The 17,689-nt window shown below is 71.8% G+C and carries 15 protein-coding genes; 9 read left to right on the forward strand and 6 right to left on the reverse strand.

Annotated elements, in window-relative coordinates; all coding sequences use genetic code 11:
- Positions 1 to 5 precede the first annotated feature (5 nt).
- Together ABZX85_RS05395 and mgtA are read left to right on the forward strand one after the other, a co-directional pair.
- Positions 6 to 320, forward strand: coding sequence for a metalloregulator ArsR/SmtB family transcription factor (locus ABZX85_RS05395; protein WP_355863096.1), 315 nt, complete (start codon positions 6 to 8; stop codon positions 318 to 320).
- Positions 310 to 2,871: a magnesium-translocating P-type ATPase gene (mgtA, locus tag ABZX85_RS05400; RefSeq protein ID WP_355862648.1), complete on the forward strand. Its 2,562-nt coding sequence runs from the start codon at positions 310 to 312 to the stop codon at positions 2,869 to 2,871. Before ABZX85_RS05395 ends, mgtA begins: the two co-directional genes overlap by 11 nt.
- On the opposite strand, the gene ABZX85_RS05405 is transcribed toward mgtA, so the two are convergent.
- Entirely contained in the window at positions 2,862 to 4,439 is a 1,578-nt protein-coding gene (locus ABZX85_RS05405) for an LCP family protein (RefSeq protein ID WP_355862649.1), read from the reverse strand. The genes mgtA and ABZX85_RS05405 overlap by 10 nt on opposite strands.
- A gap of 101 nt (positions 4,440 to 4,540) precedes the next feature.
- Here ABZX85_RS05405 and tatA point away from each other — a divergent pair, with 101 nt between their 5' ends.
- The gene (tatA, locus tag ABZX85_RS05410; protein ID WP_355862650.1) at positions 4,541 to 4,837 is read left to right on the forward strand and encodes a Sec-independent protein translocase subunit TatA; all 297 of its coding nucleotides are present in this window, start codon (positions 4,541 to 4,543) and stop codon (positions 4,835 to 4,837) included.
- Between the two features lie 121 nt (positions 4,838 to 4,958).
- Here tatA and ABZX85_RS05415 read toward each other — a convergent pair whose 3' ends face one another.
- Together ABZX85_RS05415 and ABZX85_RS05420 are read right to left on the reverse strand one after the other, a co-directional pair.
- Entirely contained in the window at positions 4,959 to 5,420 is a 462-nt protein-coding gene (locus ABZX85_RS05415; RefSeq protein ID WP_355863098.1) for a DUF6114 domain-containing protein, read from the reverse strand.
- Positions 5,421 to 5,484: 64 nt separating this feature from the next.
- The gene (locus ABZX85_RS05420; protein ID WP_355862651.1) at positions 5,485 to 6,159 is read right to left on the reverse strand and encodes a DUF6230 family protein; all 675 of its coding nucleotides are present in this window, start codon (positions 6,157 to 6,159) and stop codon (positions 5,485 to 5,487) included.
- 632 nt (positions 6,160 to 6,791) lie between these two features.
- On the opposite strand from ABZX85_RS05420, the gene ABZX85_RS05425 reads away from it, so the two are divergent.
- Complete coding sequence (locus ABZX85_RS05425; RefSeq protein WP_355862652.1) at positions 6,792 to 7,430, forward strand: Tat pathway signal sequence domain protein; 639 nt, start codon at positions 6,792 to 6,794, stop codon at positions 7,428 to 7,430.
- A gap of 19 nt (positions 7,431 to 7,449) precedes the next feature.
- On the opposite strand, the gene ABZX85_RS05430 is transcribed toward ABZX85_RS05425, so the two are convergent.
- Positions 7,450 to 8,337, reverse strand: coding sequence for a lytic polysaccharide monooxygenase (locus tag ABZX85_RS05430; protein WP_355862653.1), 888 nt, complete (start codon positions 8,335 to 8,337; stop codon positions 7,450 to 7,452).
- A gap of 403 nt (positions 8,338 to 8,740) precedes the next feature.
- On the opposite strand from ABZX85_RS05430, the gene ABZX85_RS05435 reads away from it, so the two are divergent.
- Entirely contained in the window at positions 8,741 to 10,522 is a 1,782-nt protein-coding gene (locus ABZX85_RS05435) for a S8 family serine peptidase (protein WP_355862654.1), read from the forward strand.
- A gap of 177 nt (positions 10,523 to 10,699) precedes the next feature.
- On the opposite strand, the gene ABZX85_RS05440 is transcribed toward ABZX85_RS05435, so the two are convergent.
- The gene (locus tag ABZX85_RS05440; protein WP_355862655.1) at positions 10,700 to 11,347 is read right to left on the reverse strand and encodes a ScbR family autoregulator-binding transcription factor; all 648 of its coding nucleotides are present in this window, start codon (positions 11,345 to 11,347) and stop codon (positions 10,700 to 10,702) included.
- A gap of 180 nt (positions 11,348 to 11,527) precedes the next feature.
- On the opposite strand from ABZX85_RS05440, the gene ABZX85_RS05445 reads away from it, so the two are divergent.
- The 3 genes from ABZX85_RS05445 (at position 11,528) to ABZX85_RS05455 (ending at position 14,555) form a co-directional block, all read left to right on the forward strand.
- Positions 11,528 to 12,445, forward strand: a complete 918-nt coding sequence (locus tag ABZX85_RS05445; protein WP_355862656.1) for a ScbA/BarX family gamma-butyrolactone biosynthesis protein — start codon at positions 11,528 to 11,530, stop codon at positions 12,443 to 12,445.
- Positions 12,446 to 12,530: 85 nt separating this feature from the next.
- A complete protein-coding gene (locus ABZX85_RS05450) occupies positions 12,531 to 13,187 on the forward strand; it encodes a ScbR family autoregulator-binding transcription factor (RefSeq protein ID WP_355862657.1) in 657 nt (218 codons plus the stop codon).
- A 183-nt stretch (positions 13,188 to 13,370) separates the two neighbouring features.
- Positions 13,371 to 14,555, forward strand: coding sequence for a damage-control phosphatase ARMT1 family protein (locus ABZX85_RS05455; protein ID WP_355862658.1), 1,185 nt, complete (start codon positions 13,371 to 13,373; stop codon positions 14,553 to 14,555).
- A gap of 15 nt (positions 14,556 to 14,570) precedes the next feature.
- Here the strand turns inward: ABZX85_RS05455 and ABZX85_RS05460 are convergent, their stop codons facing one another.
- Positions 14,571 to 15,347: an alpha/beta hydrolase gene (locus ABZX85_RS05460; RefSeq protein WP_355862659.1), complete on the reverse strand. Its 777-nt coding sequence runs from the start codon at positions 15,345 to 15,347 to the stop codon at positions 14,571 to 14,573.
- Positions 15,348 to 15,501: 154 nt separating this feature from the next.
- Between ABZX85_RS05460 and cyc2 the strand changes: the two genes are divergently transcribed.
- Positions 15,502 to 17,661 (forward strand): germacradienol/geosmin synthase Cyc2, encoded by a 2,160-nt coding sequence (gene cyc2, locus ABZX85_RS05465; RefSeq protein WP_355862660.1) that lies wholly within the window; start codon positions 15,502 to 15,504, stop codon positions 17,659 to 17,661.
- Positions 17,662 to 17,689: the final 28 nt, after the last annotated feature.

Genomic DNA, 17,689 nt, shown 5'->3' on the forward strand with positions numbered 1-17,689 from the left:
CCGAAATGCTCACGCAGGCCGCCGAGAACTTCGGGCTGCTCGCGTCGCCCGCGCGGCTGCACATCGTGTGGGCGCTGGCCCAGGGCGAGAGCGACGTGACGGGGCTCGCGGAGCGGGTCGGCGGGGCGCTGCCGGCCGTGAGCCAGCATCTGACGAAACTGAAGCTGGCCGGTCTCGTGCGCTCGCGGCGCGAGGGACGGCGCCAGGTGTACTTCGTGGACGACCCGGACGTCGTGGACGTCGTCCGCCTCGTCCTCGGGCGGCTGAGCGACCGCGCCGCCGGGGCCGACGTCCCGGTGCCCCGCCTCCGTGGCCTCTGAGCGGGCCGCCGACGGCACGGCCCCGAAGCCGGGCGCCACGCCCCCCGAACACGACGGAACGGCCCTCCAGACCCTGCGCAGGCTCGGCACCCGGCCGTACGGACTGACCGAGGACGAGGCCACGGCCCGGCTCGCCCGGTACGGCGAGAACACGCTGCCCGAGACCTCCACGGTCGCCTGGCCGCGCCTCCTGCTCACCGGCGTCCGCGACCCCTTCACCTGCGTCCTGCTCTGCCTCGGCCTGGTCTCCGCGCTGGTCTCCTCCTGGGGCACCGCGACCGTCATCCTCGCCCTCGTCGCCGTGAGCTGCGTCCTGCGCGCGAGCGGCGAGCGGCGGGCCGACCGGTCCGTGGCCGCCCTGCGCGACCTGGTCGCCGGCACCGCCACCGTCGTCCGCCGCCCCGCCCCCGGCGAGGCGCCCCTCACCCGGGAGGTCCCGGCCGGCGAACTCGTCCCCGGGGACGTCGTCCGGCTCGGCCCGGGCGACCTGGTCCCGGCGGAGGTACGGCTGCTGCGGGCCCGGGGGCTCACGGTGCACCAGGCGGCGCTGACGGGGGAGTCGCGGCCGGTCGCGAAACAGGTGGAGGGACCGGGGGCCGCCACCGGGGTCGCTCTTGAGAAATCCCCCTTCGCCGCCCCCCACCTCTGCTTCCAGGGCAGCGACATCGCCTCCGGGAGCGCCACCGCCGTCGTGGTGGAGACCGGGGCGCGGACGCGGTTCGCCGCCGCGCACGCGCCGCCCGCGCGGCCGACGGGGAACGCCTTCGACCGGTCCGTGCACGGGATCTCGTGGGTGCTGATCCGGTTCATGCTGCTGACGCCGCCGCTGGTGCTGATGGCGAACGCGGCGCTGCGGGACCGGGGCCTGGAGACGCTGCCGTTCGCGGTGGCGGTCGCCGTGGGGCTGACGCCCGAGATGCTGCCGGTGATCGTCACGACGTGCCTGGCGCGCGGGGCGACCCTGCTGGCCCGCTCGCACGACGTCATCGTCAAACGCCTCCCCGCGCTGCACGACCTCGGCGCGGTCGACGTCCTGTGCGTCGACAAGACCGGCACCCTCACCCAGGACCGCCCGGTCCTCGCGCACGGCGTGGCGCCCGACGGGGGCCCGGACACGGACGTCGTCCACTGGGCCGCCGTCCAGGCGTGGTGGACCCTGCAACTCGCCGAACTCCCCACCCCGGACGCCCTCGACGAGGCCCTCCTCGACGCCGAGGGCGCGGCGGGGGAGGAGTACGACGGTGTCGACACCGTGCCGTTCGACCCGGCCCGGCGGATCGCGACGGCGGTCGTCCGCGGCCGTCGTCCGGGCACGCACCTGCTGATCACCAAGGGCGCGGTGGACGACGTCCTGGAGCGCTGCGACCTCGCGGAGGACGAGCGGGAGCGGTTGCGGAAACTCGCGGCGGACCAGGCGGACGACAGCCTCAGGCTGCTCGCCGTCGCGACCGCCGAGCGGACCGCCCGCAGCCGCCCCTACACCCCCGCCGACGAACGCGGACTCACCTTCCGGGGCCTCGTCGCCTTCCGCGACGCGCTCGCCCCCAGCGCGGCCGAGGCGCTGCGGGGCCTTGCAGCGCGCGGGATCTCCGTGCGCGTCCTGACGGGCGACGCGCCCGGTACGGCGGCCCGGGTCTGCCGGGAGCTGGGGCTCGACCCGGGGGTGCCGGCCGTCCCGGGCGCCGGTGACGTCCCCGAGGCGACCGTGTACGCCCGCTGCACCCCCGAGGACAAGGCGCGGGTCGTCGCCGCGCTGCGCGAGCGCGGGCACACCGTCGGCTTCCTCGGGGACGGCGTCAACGACGCGCCCGCGCTGCGCGCCGCCGACGTCGGGATCGCCCCGCGCGCGGCCTGCGCGGTGGCCCGGGAGAGCGCGGACGTCGTGCTGGGCCGCAAGGAGCTGACGGCCGTCGGGCACGCGGTCACCGCCGGCCGCTACAGCAGCGGCAACATCGCCTCGTACCTGCGCGTCACGCTCTCCTCCAACCTCGGCAACGTCCTCGCGATGCTCTCCGCGGGCCTCCTGCTGCCGTTCCTGCCGATGCTCCCGGCGCAGGTCCTCGTCCAGAACCTGTGCTTCGACGCGGCCCAGCTCGCCTTCGCCTACGACCGTCCCTCGGCGGCCGTGCTGCGCCGCCCGACCGTGCTGCGGCCCCGCTCCTTCCTCGCCCTGATCACCGGCTTCGGCGCGCTCAACGCGGTCGCCGACCTCACGACCTTCGGCATCCTGGCGTTCGCGCTGCGCGGCCCCGACGAGGTGGACGACGAGGCGCTCTTCCACTCCGCCTGGTTCACGGAGAACCTCCTCACGCAGGCGCTGGTGATGGTCCTGCTGCGGACCGGGCGGCACGCCGTGCGCGGGGGGCGGCGGCCGGGGCCCGTCGGCTGGGCCGCCGTCGTCCTCGTCGGCGTCGGCCTCCTCGTCCCGCCGAGCCCCCTCGGCGCCGCCCTCGGGATGACCGGGCTGCCGCTGCCGTACTACCTGATGCTCGGCGCGGTCCTGGTGCTGTACGCGCTGGCGCTCAGGCCGCTGGCCCGGCGTCAGCCGTAGGAGAGGTTCGAGCAGGGGTTGTCGTCGGCGGAGCGGGCGTCCGCCGCGACCTGGGTGGGGACGGCGGTGGGGGAGGCCGCTGTGCCGGTGCCGGTGCCGGTGCCGGTGTCCGTGTCGGCCGTCGCCGCGTAGTCGGCGCCCAGGACGACGTTGAGGGCGGTGCCCTGGATCTGCTCCAGCCGTGCGCCGGGAAACGCCGTAGCAACCGTTTGCGCGCTCTTCTCCAGACCCGGCCCGTACTGGATCACCGTCGTCGTGTGGGCCTGGCTGCCCGCCGTCGCCGTGCCCGTCACCGTGAAGCCCGCCGACGTGAGCTTCGCGGCGCCCTTGGCCGCGAGCCCCGAGACCGTGGTGCCGTTGTAGACGGCGACGTCGATTCCCGCGCCGGAGACGGGAGTCGGCGCGGGCGTGGGGGTCGTGGTCGCCTTCTTCCTGCCGCCCGCGTTCTGCCCGTCGATCGTCCGGTCCTCCTTGAGGGCCGTCCACAGCGCGGACGCGTCCGGCTCGACGATCGCGACCCGCGCCCCCTCGTAACGCCAGGGCACCGTCACGAACTTGGTGTTGTGCAGGTCGACGTCCTTGAGGGACATCGCGAACGAGATCAGCTTGTCGGCGGAGCCGAGCCCGGGGTCGACGGTGAGTGACTTGGTCGCGGCCTCGGCCAGCGGCAGCAGGTTCGTCGGGGACAGCCCCTTCTCCTTGATCTGCTTCAACAGGGAGGCCACGAACGCCTGTTGGCGCTTGATCCGGCCGATGTCCGAACCGTCCCCGATACCGTGCCTGATCCGTACGTAGTCCAGCGCCTTCTGCCCCGAGACCTTCTGCTCGCCCTTCGTGAAGAGCAGGTCGCCGCGCGTGGCCCGGCCGGGGCTCAGGTCCTTCTGGTAGATGTCGTTCGGCAGGCACACGTCGACCCCGCCGACGACGTCCGTCAGTGACGCGAACCCCTTGAAGTCGACGACGACCGTGTGGTCGACCCGCAGCCCGGTCAGCTTCTCGACGGTGTTCTGCGTGCAGGCGGGGTTCCCTTTGTCCGTCTGGCCCATGGAGAACGCCGCGTTGAACATCGTGTTCCGCTGCTCGGCGGACCAGGTGCCGTCGGGGAGCTTGCAGGGCGGGATGGTCACCAGGGTGTCGCGGGGGATGGAGACCGCGAGGGCGTGCTGGTGGTCGGCGTAGACGTGGAGCAGGAACGCCGTGTCGGAGCGGCCGATGTCGCTCTTGTCGCCGCCGCCGAGCGCCGCGTTGCCGTCGGTGCGCGCGTCCGACCCGATGACCAGGACGTTTTCGCCGGCGGTGTCCTCGGGGCGGTCGTCGGAGAGGCCGCCGGCGTCGAAGGTGCTGATGTCGCCGGTCAGCTTCAGGTAGAGCCAGCCGGCGCCCGCGCCGAGCAGGACCAGCAGCGACAGGGCGATCGCGAGCCCCACGCGTATCCGCCGGGCGCGTGAGCCGCGTGGGCCGCGCTTGTCACCGCGCCGGCGCCCGTGGCCCCGGTCCGGCGGGGCGGCGCGTCGGCCGCCGGTCCGGTGGCGTGACGGTGCTGCGCTGCGGCTGCTGGTGACGGTCATCGGCGCCCTCGCTGTGTCTCACCCTAGGTTGTACAGTTGCGCAATGTAGCAACCTTCCGGAGTGTGACTCCGACCAGGCTCGACGAAAGAGAGATCAGGCCATGCTCCGTAACGGACTGGAACCCTGGCACCTGTTGATCGTGGCGATCGTCGTCATCGTCCTCTTCGGCTCGAAGAAGCTGCCCGACACGGCCCGCGCCCTCGGCAAGTCGATGCGCATCCTCAAGAGCGAGGCGAAGGCGATGAAGGACGAGAGCGGCGTGAACCCGTCGGAGCCGGTGGCCCCCGCCTCCCCGGTGGAGCCGACGACGGTGACGACCGCGGCGGAGACGGCGCGCACCCAGCCCCTGACCGCGCAGAACGTGCAGAACGTCCAGCCGCCGGTCGCCCAGAGCTGACGCCGCGCGGGGCGGCCGGGAGGGCTGAAGGACGACGGGGCCGGCGCGGTCCGCTGTGCGTGGCAGCGGGCCGCACCGGCCTGGTGTCTTGCTGTGCGCCGAAGGCGCGCCGGTCACGGACTCAGGCGGGCTCCCCGGCCCCCTTGGGGAGCAGCGCCTCCGCGGCCGAACGGGACTCCTCGCGCCGCTGCCGCCGGGTGCGGCGCGGCTCCTGGTCGGGCAGCCAGCCGAAGGCCATGCTGCTGCCGATCAGGCCGCACAACAGGCCGACCATGAACCCTCCGATGTTGGAGGTCACCCAGGTGCCCAGGGAGAGCAGCACGGCGGTGATCGAGTAGAACAGCCGCTGTGCCGGGTTGAACAGGATCAGCAGGCCGCAGAGGATCATGAGCGACGGCAGGAGGTATCCCGCCAGCCCCTGCATGCCGATGTGCAGGATCACCGGCAGCGGCGCCTTCATCGTGACGAGGATCTCGGCGCCGCCGAAGGTGAGCAGGACCCCGCCCACGAACGGCCGGTGACCTCGCCACCGACGGAAACGCTGCCGCGCCGGCTCCTTGGGGCCCGGCTGTGCGGGCGCCACCGGCTCGGCGGACGCGGTCGACCCGGGCTCGGGTACGGCCGGCGGTTCGTGCTGGGTCACTGTGTCACGTCCCCGGGCATCCGCTGGTGGAGAAACTCATGCGCAGGTCGGGCAGCTTGAACACGGCCGCGGTGGCGGCGTAGTTGTGCTGGTACAGGTTGTTGATCGTGACGGTGCGCGCCTGCTGGCCGTAGACACCGGCGGGGCCCTTGAAGCCGGGTACCCGGTCGAAGGTGCTGGAGTCGCGGCCGATCTCGATGTCGTTGAACTCGGCGTTACCCGTGATCTCGTCCGAGTCGATCGCCAGGTTCTCCACCTCGACCTTGGTGCCCTTGTTGCCGGCGGTCAGGAGGAGCTGGATGCCGCCGAGGTCCACGGACTGGCACATGTTGGTGAGCTTGCCCTTGCCGATGACCGAGGTCACGACGAGGACCGAGCCGTCCGTGTCGCCCTGGTTGGGGCTGTCCGGGATCATGTGGTCGAGCGCGCCGTACTGCTCGAAACCGACGCCTTCGAGTTTGTCGGCCTTGACGACGAACGGCATGCCGGAGATCGCGAACTGGACGCCGAGGATGCCCTCGGCGGTCAGGACGGCGAGGGTCGCGGCGGCGAGCGTCGCGGGCACCGCCAGCACGGCGGCCCGGCGCCCGCGGACCCTGCCGCGTCTTTCGGTGGTACCGCTACCCGGATTCCCGGGTGTGCTGTCGGCGGACGGTGTGACGTCCGGGGACGAAGCCATGTCTGCTCCCATGGGCATTAGTACATGCAGGTTGCTTTGTGGCGCGTTGTCCTGGCGCGGACAGCGGCTGCCGCGCACGCTCCCCACAACTCCCGGAAGTCGTACGGACTTTCTCGTTACGCGGCAGTAGCCAAGCCAGGAAGTTACCGATGGTTACAACTACGGGTCAAGGGAGTTGTGGAAAAAGGGTGTTCATTGTGCGTCAGGTATGGATCATGGCGCCACCCGTGGTGTACCGGTGACAGCCATGATTTTCTGACGGTCCGTCACTTCATCAACTTCGGTCCAACTCCTTGACTCTGACTGAGACTCAGGTCTACAACTCTGCCTGGCTCAGCCCGGGTCCGTGGCGCCGGACCCGCAGCGCGACGCTTCGTCGCGCTCCCGGACCTTCTGCACCGGACGTGCCCGCCCCCACCAGGGGCGGGCACCTCCGCCGAGTCCGCTCACCTGGTATCCCTCGGTGTCGCATTCGCGGCCACTTCCCCCCTGCCGGCCGCCGTCCCTCGGTCCGTCACGTACGGAGAAGGCGTCACGGACCAGCGGTAGACACCGAGACCCCCAATTCCCTGGAGACCCCCGGGCCACCCCGGTTGTCTCCGGTACCCCCAGAAAAGAAAGAGGCACCCGCAATGCGCGCTCGCTCTCTCGTCGCGATCCTCGGCACCGCCGCCGCCCTCACCCTGCCCGCCATCACCCCGGCCGCCGCCGACGCCGACGCGGTGCTCACCGCGAACGGCGCGAACGTGGCCGTCGGCGACGTCCTGACCGCGTCCCTGGCCAGCGGCACCGCCGCCACGTTCTACTCCAGCGCGACCGGCACCAGCGGCATCTCCTGTGCGTCCTCGGCGTTCAACGCCACCGTCACCAGCAACCCGACCGCGCCGGGCACCGCCACCGAGACGCTCACCGCGCACACCTTCGGCAGCTGCACCTCGAACGTCCTCGGTGTCACGGGCGTCACCAGCATCACCGTCAACAACCTGCCCTACACCGTCTCCGCGGCCTCCGGCGGCGCCCTCACGGTGAACCCGCCGAGCGGCGGCGTCATCCAGACCACGATCGTCCTGCGCACCCTGCTCGGCTCCATCACCTGCGTCTACCAGGGCCCGAGCCTGAACGGCACGACCAGCAACACCGACAACAGCATCAACTTCGCCAGCCAGGCGTTCACCCGCACCTCGGGTTCGTCCCTCTGCTTCGCCGCCGGCTACTTCACCGCGAAGTACGCCCCGGTGTCGGACGGCACGAACGTGGTCACGGTCAACTGACCTGATGCCGCAGGGGCGTTCACCTGCGCCTCAACCGCGTGAACAGGGCGGTGCCGCCGGCGAGCAGAAGAACCGCCGCGGCACCGCCCGCCAGCATGGGGGCGGACGGGCCCGAGTCGGTGTTCTTCGCGACGGGGGCGGCGGCCGGTGTGCTGTCGTCCGTGGTGGCGGAGGCCGGGGTGGGGGTGGCGACGGATGCGGGCGTCGGCGTGGGTGTCGGGGACGGCTCCTGGGCCTGGGCCTCGGGTGACGCCGACTCCTTCCGCTCCTTCTGGGCCGCCGCCTCCGGGAACACCACGTCCGAGCACGAGTAGTACGTGTCCGCCGTGCTCGTGTTCTGCCAGATCGTGTACAGCACCTGCCGTCCCGTCCGGTCGGCGGGCAGCTTCGCGCTGAACCGGTAGGCCCCGTCGGTCAGTCGCGGGTCCTTGACCACCGCGAACGGCTGCTCCGGCAGCTCCGACCAGGTCAGCGGCTTCGACGGGTCGTACCCCGGTTTGGTCAGGTACAGCTTGAACGACCCGGTGTGCGGGATCGTCGACTCGTACGTCATCCGCAGCGTGGCCCCCGGCTCCAGCTCGGTCGACGGCCAGTCGGCGCGGGCCAGGTCGAGCCCCTTGTACGCGGACAGACCTCCGCTGCACAGCTCGCCGTCCGGGATCGTCTGCCGGTCCCGCCCGTTCACGTCCGCCACCCGCAGGTTGTCCCACTGGGCGAAGGAGGCGCCGTTCGCCTTCACGGCCGCCCGGCAGGCCGCCGTACCGGAGTTCGCGCCGCCCTCGGGCGAGCAGGCGAACACCCGGCTCACCGGGGTGGTCGGGGCGCCGTGCGCGGCGGCGGGGCCCGCGGCGACGGACAGCGTGGCGACGACGGCCGCCGTGAGCGGGACCAGACGGTGACGGGACATGAGGGAACGCCTCCTCGGGAACGGCTGCACCGGGCAAGTACGGCTGCGCCCGCGCCCGCGTTCAGCGGGACGGCGCCCGCGCCCCGAGGTGTGGCGCATCAGCGCGGAAACCGCTTTCCGGAAAAGTGGCCGGAGCATGACCGAACCCGGACATCTGCTGGTCAACTGCCCCTGGAAATGGGGTTCTCCCGGTGTGATCGAGGGTTTCCCCTGTATCCCGATGACCAACTCTTTGCCTATCGTTCCACCACAGCCGACCCATAGGTCACCCCGAAACCGGTCGGTCGCCCCGCCTGGCCCGCCACAGCGCGCTCTCTCGATGCACCCCCCTCCGCTTCGACGCCGAAGCGAATCGACCGCCGCTCCCGCCTCGTGCCCGGAGCCGGCCACGAAAGGCACCCCCTTGCGCACTTCGCCCGCTCTTCGACGGAAGCTCATATCCGTCACCGCCCTCTCCGCGGCCCTGCTCGCCGGTTCGACCCTGCCGTCCGTCGCCGCTCCCGCCCGGGACGCCGCCGCGCTGCCGGCCGTGCCCGCCGCGCAGACCGAGGCCGCCCCCGGCCTCACCGCCGAGCGCCTCATCGTCGGCTACAAGTCCGGTGCGGCCGAGGCCACGTCGAACAAGGCCGCCGAGGCCGACGCCACCGCGAAGGACGCCGACTTCGAGCGCCGCCTCGGCACCGGTGCCGCCCTCGTCGACCTCGGCGGTGCCTCGAAGGCGGACGTCGCCGACGTCGTCGCCCAGTACCAGGCCGACCCGTCCGTCGCCTTCGTCGTCCCGGACCGCCTGAACCAGGCGCAGGCCGACCCGAACGACACCGAGTACGCCAAGCAGTGGGACCTCTTCGAGACCGCGGCCGGCATGAACGTTCCGGCGGCCTGGAACACCACCACGGGCACCGGCGTCACCGTCGCCGTCATCGACACCGGTTACGTCGCGCACTCCGACCTCGCCGCGAACATCGTCGGCGGCTACGACTTCATCGCCGACACCGCCGTCTCCGTCGACGGCGACGGCCGCGACAGCAACCCGGCCGACCCGGGCGACTGGTACAACGCCAACGAGTGCGGCTCCGGCATCCCGGCCTCCAACTCCTCCTGGCACGGCACCCACGTGGCCGGCACGATCGCCGCCGTCACGAACAACAGCAAGGGCATCGCCGGTATCGCGTACGGCGCGAAGATCTCCCCGGTGCGCGTGCTCGGCAAGTGCGGCGGCTACGACTCCGACATCATCGACGCGATCACCTGGGCGTCCGGCGGCACCGTCTCCGGCGTGCCGGCCAACACCAACGTCGCCAAGGTCATCAACATGAGCCTCGGCGGCGACGGCGCCTGCTCGACGGCCACCCAGAACGCGATCAACGCCGCCGTGAACCGGGGCACGACGGTCGTCGTGGCCGCGGGCAACGACAACGACAACGTCGCGAACCACAACCCGGGCAACTGCAACAACGTCATCTCGGTCGCCGCGACCAACCGCGCCGGCGCCAAGGCGTCGTACTCCAACTTCGGTTCCCTCGTGGACATCTCGGCGCCGGGCGGCGAGACCCGCACCGCGACCGCGAACGGCATCCTGTCGACGCTGAACTCCGGCACGAAGACGCCGGTCGGCGAGAACTACTCCTACTACCAGGGCACCAGCATGGCCACGCCGCACATCGCGGGCCTCGCGGCGCTGCTGAAGTCGGCCAACTCCTCGCTGACCCCGGCCCAGATCGAGTCGGCCATCAAGACCAACGCCCGTGCCCTGCCGGGCGCCTGCTCGGGCGGCTGCGGCGCGGGTCTCGCGGACGCCGGCAAGACCGTGGCCGCGGTGAGCGGTTCGGGCGGCTCGACCGGCACGGTGTTCTCCAACACCACGGCCGTCGCCATCCCGGACAACGCCGCGGCGATCGAGTCCTCGATCTCCGTCACCGGCCGCACCGGCAACGCGCCCTCGGCCCTCCAGGTCGGCGTGACCATCACCCACCCCTACATCGGTGACCTCGTCATCGACCTGGTGGCCCCCGACGGCGGCACCTTCCGCCTGAAGAACAGCTCCTCCGACTCCACGGACAACCTGAACACCACGTACACGGTGAACGCCTCCGCGAAGGTCGCCAACGGCACCTGGAAGCTGCGTGTCCAGGACACCGCCGCGCAGGACGCGGGGACGCTGAACAGCTGGAAGCTCACTTTCTGACGGTTCGTCAAGTGGGCTGGTCCCACTGAGCAGTTCGTAGATGCGGGCGGGCCCGCCGGTGTGGATGGACACCGGCGGGCCCGCCGTCTCGCGTGGGTGAAAGCCGGGCTCGCTGTGAACGCTTCTTCAAGATCGTCAGCGGCCCTGAACGCCGCTATGATCGTCCCGGAAACGTTTCTACGAAGCCACCCTTTCCGGTGACCCCAGGACCCGCACCCCCCGGTCCGCCTTCGTGTCCAGCGCGGGCAGCAGCCCCGGTACGGCGATGCTCGGCAGTATGTGTGCCCACAGCACGGACAGCCGCTCGCCGAGGTCCGCGCGCCCGGTCAGCGCCCGGGACATCAGCTGGATGCCGCTGAAGCAGCCGACGAGCAGTTCCACCGTCTGCCGGGGCTGCACCGTCGGCAGCAACTCGCCCCGCTCCCGCGCCTGTTCGAGCAGTTCCTCCAGCCGCTGCGACCACTGCCGGAACGGCCCTCCGTGGTCGATCCGGTGCGGCGCCTCCTGGTCCACCGCCAGCCGGATGCTGCCCCTCAGGAGGGAGCTGGTCAGCAGCCGCTGGCCCACCACGAACGTCATGTCGACGATCTCCTGGAGCTTGCACGCCTGCGGCGGCACGATCCCGAACGGCACCTGCTCGTCGAGCACCGCCCGCGCCAGCGCCTCCTTCGACGGGAAGTGGAAGTACAGCGCGCCTTTGGTGACGTCGGAACGCTCCAGGACCATGGCGATGGTGGTGGACGTGTAACCGTGCTCGTCGAAAACCTCACCGGCTGCTTCCACGATGGCCTGGCGCGTTCTGATGGCGCGCTCCTGTTTAGCCATAAGAGCCCCTCCGCGGAACCGAGTTGGCCGATCCCGCGATCGTGTGTCTGTTCGGCCCGATCATAGGATGCCGTCGACTGATCTCATTGATGCCAAACCGGTCGCCTCGTACTCTAACGTTCGCTGTGTGGACGATTCGCCGTCCGCCGGGGCCTTGCGGGGGACCGTGAGGAGGAAGCGATGACCCGTTCTTCGCAGTCCGCCGGCACCCCGCTCCTGACGGCGACCGTCCCCCGTCAGTTCGTCCACCGGGCGTCCCTCGCCGAGACGTTGCTCACCGACTGGCGCCGCACCGGACCCGACCGTTTCACCGTGTCCGCCCAATGGCCGCGCGCGCACGGCTTACACGTGTCTCCGGACTGGTGTTCCTACGATCCGCTGCTGGTCGTGGAGACCGTCCGGCAGGCCGGCACCCTGATCATGCACACCGAGTACGACGTCCCCCTGGACCGGCGGTTCGTGCTCAACGCGTTCGAAGTCGCCACGGACCCGCACCGGTTGGAGGTCGGCCCGCTGCCCGCCGAACCCGTCGTCGAACTCGCCTTCACCGAGCTGCGCCACCGGGGCGGGCGCCCCGCGGCCTGCCGCTACACCGCCCGCGTGCTGTGCTGCGGGGAGCCCGCCGCCACCGCCGACGTCGCCTTCAGCTGCGTCGCGGAGGCCGTCTACCGCAGGCTGCGGGGCGGCAGGACCCCGGCGACGGTCCGGGCCGTCCCGCTGCCACCGGGGCTGCCTCCGCAGGCCGTGGACCGGGCGCTGCCCACCGACGTCGTCCTCGCCCCGCCCGTCCCCGACCCCGGTGCGCGGGGCGGATGTTGGCAGCTCCGGGTAAATACCGCACACCCCGTTTTCTTCGACCATCCGCTCGATCACGTCCCCGGGATGCTCCTGCTGGAGGCGGCCCGGCAGGCGGCCCGCTTCGCACTTCCTGGAAAATATGCCCCCAGCGCATACCAGGCGGTCTTCCACAGGTACGCTGAGCTGGACGAACCCGTCTGGATCGAGGCTCGCGACGAAGGCGGCGGACACCTCCAAGTCGTCGGCGTGCAGCGGGAGTCGGCCGTCTTCGAGTGTGGGGTCGACGCCGCCGCAGGGTGAGTTATTGTGTACAGGGGGTGAGAAACAAACGGCATGACCCGTTCTTTTACCGGCCCCTTTCACCGGCCCAGGAGTGTTCCAGGCGATGGCGAGGCAGTTACGCGCCGAACAGACCCGCGCGACGATCATCACGGCGGCAGCCGATCTGTTCGACCGGCATGGATACGAATCGACGAGCCTCAGTGACATCGTCGAGCACGCCCAAGTCACCAAGGGCGCCCTGTACTTCCACTTCGCGGCGAAGGAGGACCTCGCCCACGCGATCATGGAACTCCAGTCCCAGGCGTCGCAGCGCGTCGCGGGCGAGATCGACAACCGCGGCTACTCCTCCCTCGAAGCGCTGATGCGCCTGACGTTCGGCCTGACCCGGCTGTCCGTCGAAGGGCCCATCGCCCGCGCGGGGTTGAGACTCGCGACCGGGGGAGTGGCGGTGAGACCGCCCCTGCGCCACCCCTTCTCCGAATGGCTGGAGCTGGTCACCCGCGGTCTGTCCGGCGCGGTCCGCGAGGCCGACATACACCAGGACGTCGACCTCGACGCCGTCGCGCACTCCATGGTCTGCTTCTTCGTCGGCACCCGCGTCGTCGGCCGCTCCCGCGAGGCGTCCGCCCGGCTCCCGCGCCGGATGGCGGAGATGTGGTACGTCCTCATCCGCGGCCTCGTCCCGGTCCCCCGCCGCCCCCGCTACCTGAGCCTCGCCTCCCGGCTGGAACGGGAGATCACGGCGGCGTGCGTGTCCTGAGGGACCGTGCGGGACGCCTCGGAATGTTTTCGACCGTGTCCTGAAACCGTTTCAGGAAGCGTTTTCGACAAGACCGGCGGGGGGACGGGTGGGGTACGGCGGGCACGCGGGTCCGCCGTACAGGTGTGGGGCGTGGCGCGGGCGGCCGGTGACGGGGCCGAACCGCGCGATACGGTGATCCGCATGCCCCGCACCCCCACCCCGCCCGTGCTGCTCGGCGACGAACCGGGCTCCTTCCGCCGCTCCGTCCTCGCCGACCGGCACCCCGCGATCATCCGCCAGGTGCGCGAGGCGTTCCCGTACGACGCCGGCGTCGGCCGCGCCCTCGACGCGCTCGCCGCCAACTGCGCGCGGGGCGTGCTGGAACCGCTCCCGGCCGACGCCCCCGACCTCGGCCGCTGGCGGTCCTGGGGCCTCGACGACCATCTCGGCACCTCCTGGTACGACGTCCCCTGGCTCTGGTCGGAGAGCTACTTCTACCGCCGACTCCTCGACGCCGTCGGCTACTTCGCCCCCGGCGTCTGGCAGGGCATCGACCCCTTCCGCCCGTTCAAGCTGGCGGAGCTCGACTCCCCGGAGACGGACGGGGAGTTGGCGGCCCTCGACGCCCTGACCGCCCTGTCCGCCGAGGAGCGCGGCCGGGCCCTGCTGCACGGCTCGCTCTGGGGCAACCGCGCGGACCTCGGCTTCCGCCTCTCCGACGCCGACGCCGAAGAGCGGGCCGCCGTACCGGGGCTGGTCGCCGACGACGGCGACGCGCTGTGGGCGGCGCTGGAGGGCGCGGCGAGCGTGTGCCTCGTCGCGGACAACGCGGGCCGTGAACTCGTCCCCGATCTGCTGCTCCTGTCCCACCTGCTGACGGAGCGCCGGATCGGGCGGGCCGTCCTGCACGTCAAGCCGTACCCGTACTACGTCTCCGACGCGACGCCCGCCGACGTCCTCGACGCGGTCCGCAGGCTGGTCGCGGCGGGCGGGGGCGCCGGGGCCGCCGGGGAGCACGGCCGGCGGCTGTGGGCCGCGCTCTCCGACGGCACCCTCACCGTCCGCGCGCACCCCTTCTCCGCCTCGCCCCTGCCCTACACGGACATGCCGGACGACCTGCGCGCCGACTTCGCCGCCGCCTCGGTCACGATCCTCAAAGGGGACCTCAACTACCGGCGGCTGGTGGGGGACCGGCTGTGGCCGCCGACCACGCCGTTCGCGGACGTCACGGACTACTTCCCGGGGACCGTCGCGGCGCTGCGGACCCTCAAGTCCGATGTGATCACGGGGCTTTCGGCGCGGACGGAGGCGGCGTTGACGGCGAGCGAGGGACAGGGGTGGCGGATCGGGGGGACCCGGGCGCTCATCCAGGTGCGGGGGGTGTGAGGCCGGGCCCGTTCCTCAGGCGCCGTCCGCCCTCAGGAAGTCCTCCACGGCCCGGATCAGCTCCAACGGCGTCTCGTCCATGGCGTAGTGCCCCGCCGACGCGAGTTCGTACAGCTCGGCGTTCGGGTACCACGTCATCCACGTCCGCCGCATCAGGTCGGCGGAGAGGGCCGGGTCCAGGGCGCCCGTGACCGCGAGGGCCGGGACCGGGGAGCCCTCGGTGTCCTGGTGGAAGTCCTCGCGGGCCCAGGAGTCGAGCCAGGCGCGGAACGCCTTCGCGTCGCTGACCGCGAGGGAGCGGGCGACCATCCGGTCCAGCCAGGCGGCGGGGCACCGGCCGCTGGTCGTGACGTCGAGGATCGTCCGGCGGTTCTCGGGGCGGCGATCGGCCTCGGCGAACAGCGTCCACTGCTCCGGCGGCAGGTCGAGCCCGGACGCGGGCACCGGCGAGACGCCCACCAGCCGCCGTACCCGGTCCGGGGCCCCGGCGAGGAGGCGTTGGCCGATCGCGCCGCCCATCGAGTGCCCGACGACCGAGAAGCGCTCCCAGCCGAGCCGGTCGGCGAGGGCCACGAGGTCGGCGGCGGCCTCGGTGGTGCTGAACGCGCCGCCCGCGTCCCTGGCCTCGCCGTAGCCGCGCAGGTCGACCAGGGCGTACTGGAAGGCGGCGCGGTCGAGGTCGGGGACGACGGGGGCGTAGGCGGTGCGGTCGGCGAACCAGCCGTGCACCGCGAACACCTTGTGGGCGCCGTCGCCGTGCAGTTCGTGGGGGAGTGCGAAGGGGGTCGTCATACCGGTCACGGTGCGGGGCGGCGGGGCCGGTGGCAAGGGGGCGTCGAGGGCGCCGAAGAGGGATGCGTACAGGGGTTCGGGGGGAATTCACGCGATGGTGTGATCATGTGCCGCCGGACGGATGCCCCGGAAGGGGCCTGGGTAGGGCCCGGCCATGACTCAGCCGTTCGAGCTCCCGCACTTCTACATGCCGCACCCCGCGCGGCTGAACCCGCACGTCGAACAGGCCCGCGCGCACTCCACGGAGTGGGCGCGCGGGATGGGCATGCTGGAGGGGTCGGGCATCTGGGAACAGGCCGACCTGGAGGCGCACGACTACGGCCTGCTGTGCGCGTACACGCACCCGGACTGCGACGCGGACGCGCTCTCGCTGATCACCGACTGGTACGTGTGGGTGTTCTTCTTCGACGACCACTTCCTCGACATGTTCAAGCGCACCCCCGACCGCGCGGCCGGCAAGGCGCACCTGGACCGGCTGCCGCTGTTCATGCCGCTGGACCCGGCGGCGCCGGTCCCGGAGCCGCGCAACCCGGTCGAGGCGGGGCTCGCGGACCTGTGGGCGCGGACCGTCCCGGCGATGTCCGACGACTGGCGGCGCCGGTTCGCCGTCGCCACCGAGCACCTGCTCAACGAGTCGATGTGGGAGCTGTCCAACATCGACGAGGGGCGGATCGCCAACCCCGTCGAGTACATCGAGATGCGCCGCAAGGTCGGCGGCGCCCCCTGGTCGGCGGGGCTCGTCGAGTACGCGACCGCCGAGGTGCCTGCCGCCGTCTCCGGGACCCGGCCGCTGCGGGTCCTGATGGAGACGTTCTCGGACGCCGTGCACCTGCGCAACGACCTGTTCTCCTACCAGCGGGAGGTCCAGGACGAGGGCGAGAACAGCAACGGCGTCCTCGTCCTGGAGACGTTCTTCGGCTGCACGACGCAGGAGGCCGCCGACACCGTCAACGACATCCTGACCTCGCGGCTGCACCAGTTCGAGCACACCGCGTTCACGGAGGTCCCGGCGGTCGCCCTGGAGAAGGGGCTGCGGCCCGACGAGGTGGCCGCGATCGGGGCGTACACCAAGGGGCTCCAGGACTGGCAGGCCGGCGGGCAGGAGTGGCACATGCGCTCCAGCAGGTACATGAACAAGGGCGCCCGCCAGGAGAGCCCCTGGGAGCGGCTGACCGGCCCGGGGACGTCCGCCGCGGGTGTCGGCGCCCTCCTCGCCACGGCCGCCGCCGAGCGCACGCGCGCGTACACGCACGTGCCGTACCGGAAGGTCGGCCCGTCCCTGCTGCCCGAGCTGCGGATGCCGTACGAGGTGGAGCTGAGCCCGCATCTGGAGGGCGCCCGCGCGCGGCTCGTGCCCTGGATGCACGTCATGGGCATGCTGGAGGAGGGCGTCTGGGACGAGGACCGGCTGCGCGCCGCCGACCTCGCGCTGTGCGCCGCGGGCATCGGCCCGCGCGCGGACGCGGACGAGCTGGACCTCAGCTCCCGGTGGCTCGCCTGGGGGACGTACGCGGACGACTACTACCCCCTCTACTTCGGCCGGCGCGGTGACTTCGCGGGCGCGCGCCTGGCCACCGCCCGCCTCTCGGCCTGCATGCCCGTCGACGGCGAGGGGGTGCCGGTGACCCCGGCGAACGGGCTGGAGCGCGGTCTCGTCGAGCTGTGGGCGGACACCACGGCCGAGATGACGCCCGAGGAGCGCGGCTCGTTCAGACGGGCGATCGACAAGATGACCGAGAGCTGGCTCTGGGAGCTGGCCAACCAGCTCCAGAACCGGGTCCCCGACCCCGTCGACTACCTGGAGATGCGCCGCGACACCTTCGGCTCCGACCTCACCCTCAGCCTCTGCCGGCTGGGCCTCGGCCCCGACATCCCGCCGGAGCTGCGCGCCGCCGGACCCGTGCGCGCGCTGGAGAACTCCGCCATGGACTTCGGGGCCCTCCTGAACGACGTCTTCTCGTACCAGAAGGAGATCGAGTACGAGGGCGAGCTGCACAACGCGATCCTCGTCGTCCAGAACTTCTTCGGCTGCGACTACCCGACGGGCGCGCGCGTCGTCGCCGACCTGATCAACCGGCGGATGGAGCAGTTCGAGCACATCGTCGCCCACGAACTGCCCGTCCTGTACGACGACTTCGACCTGTCCGCCGAGGGGCGCGCGGCGATGAACCGTTACGTCACCGACCTGCGCCACTGGATGTCCGGCGTCCTGCACTGGCACCGCGAGGTCGACCGGTACAAGGCCCCCCACCTCGCCGCCCGCGCCCACGGCTTCCTCCCGGACCGAGTACCGGCGAATCCGGTGTTTTCATAACTTTTTCTTGCGGAATAGGACATTCACT

Origin of the sequence: Streptomyces sp. NPDC004539, from assembly GCF_040610055.1 — a bacterium.
In the GTDB taxonomy this organism is placed as follows: Bacteria; Actinomycetota; Actinomycetes; order Streptomycetales; family Streptomycetaceae; genus Streptomyces.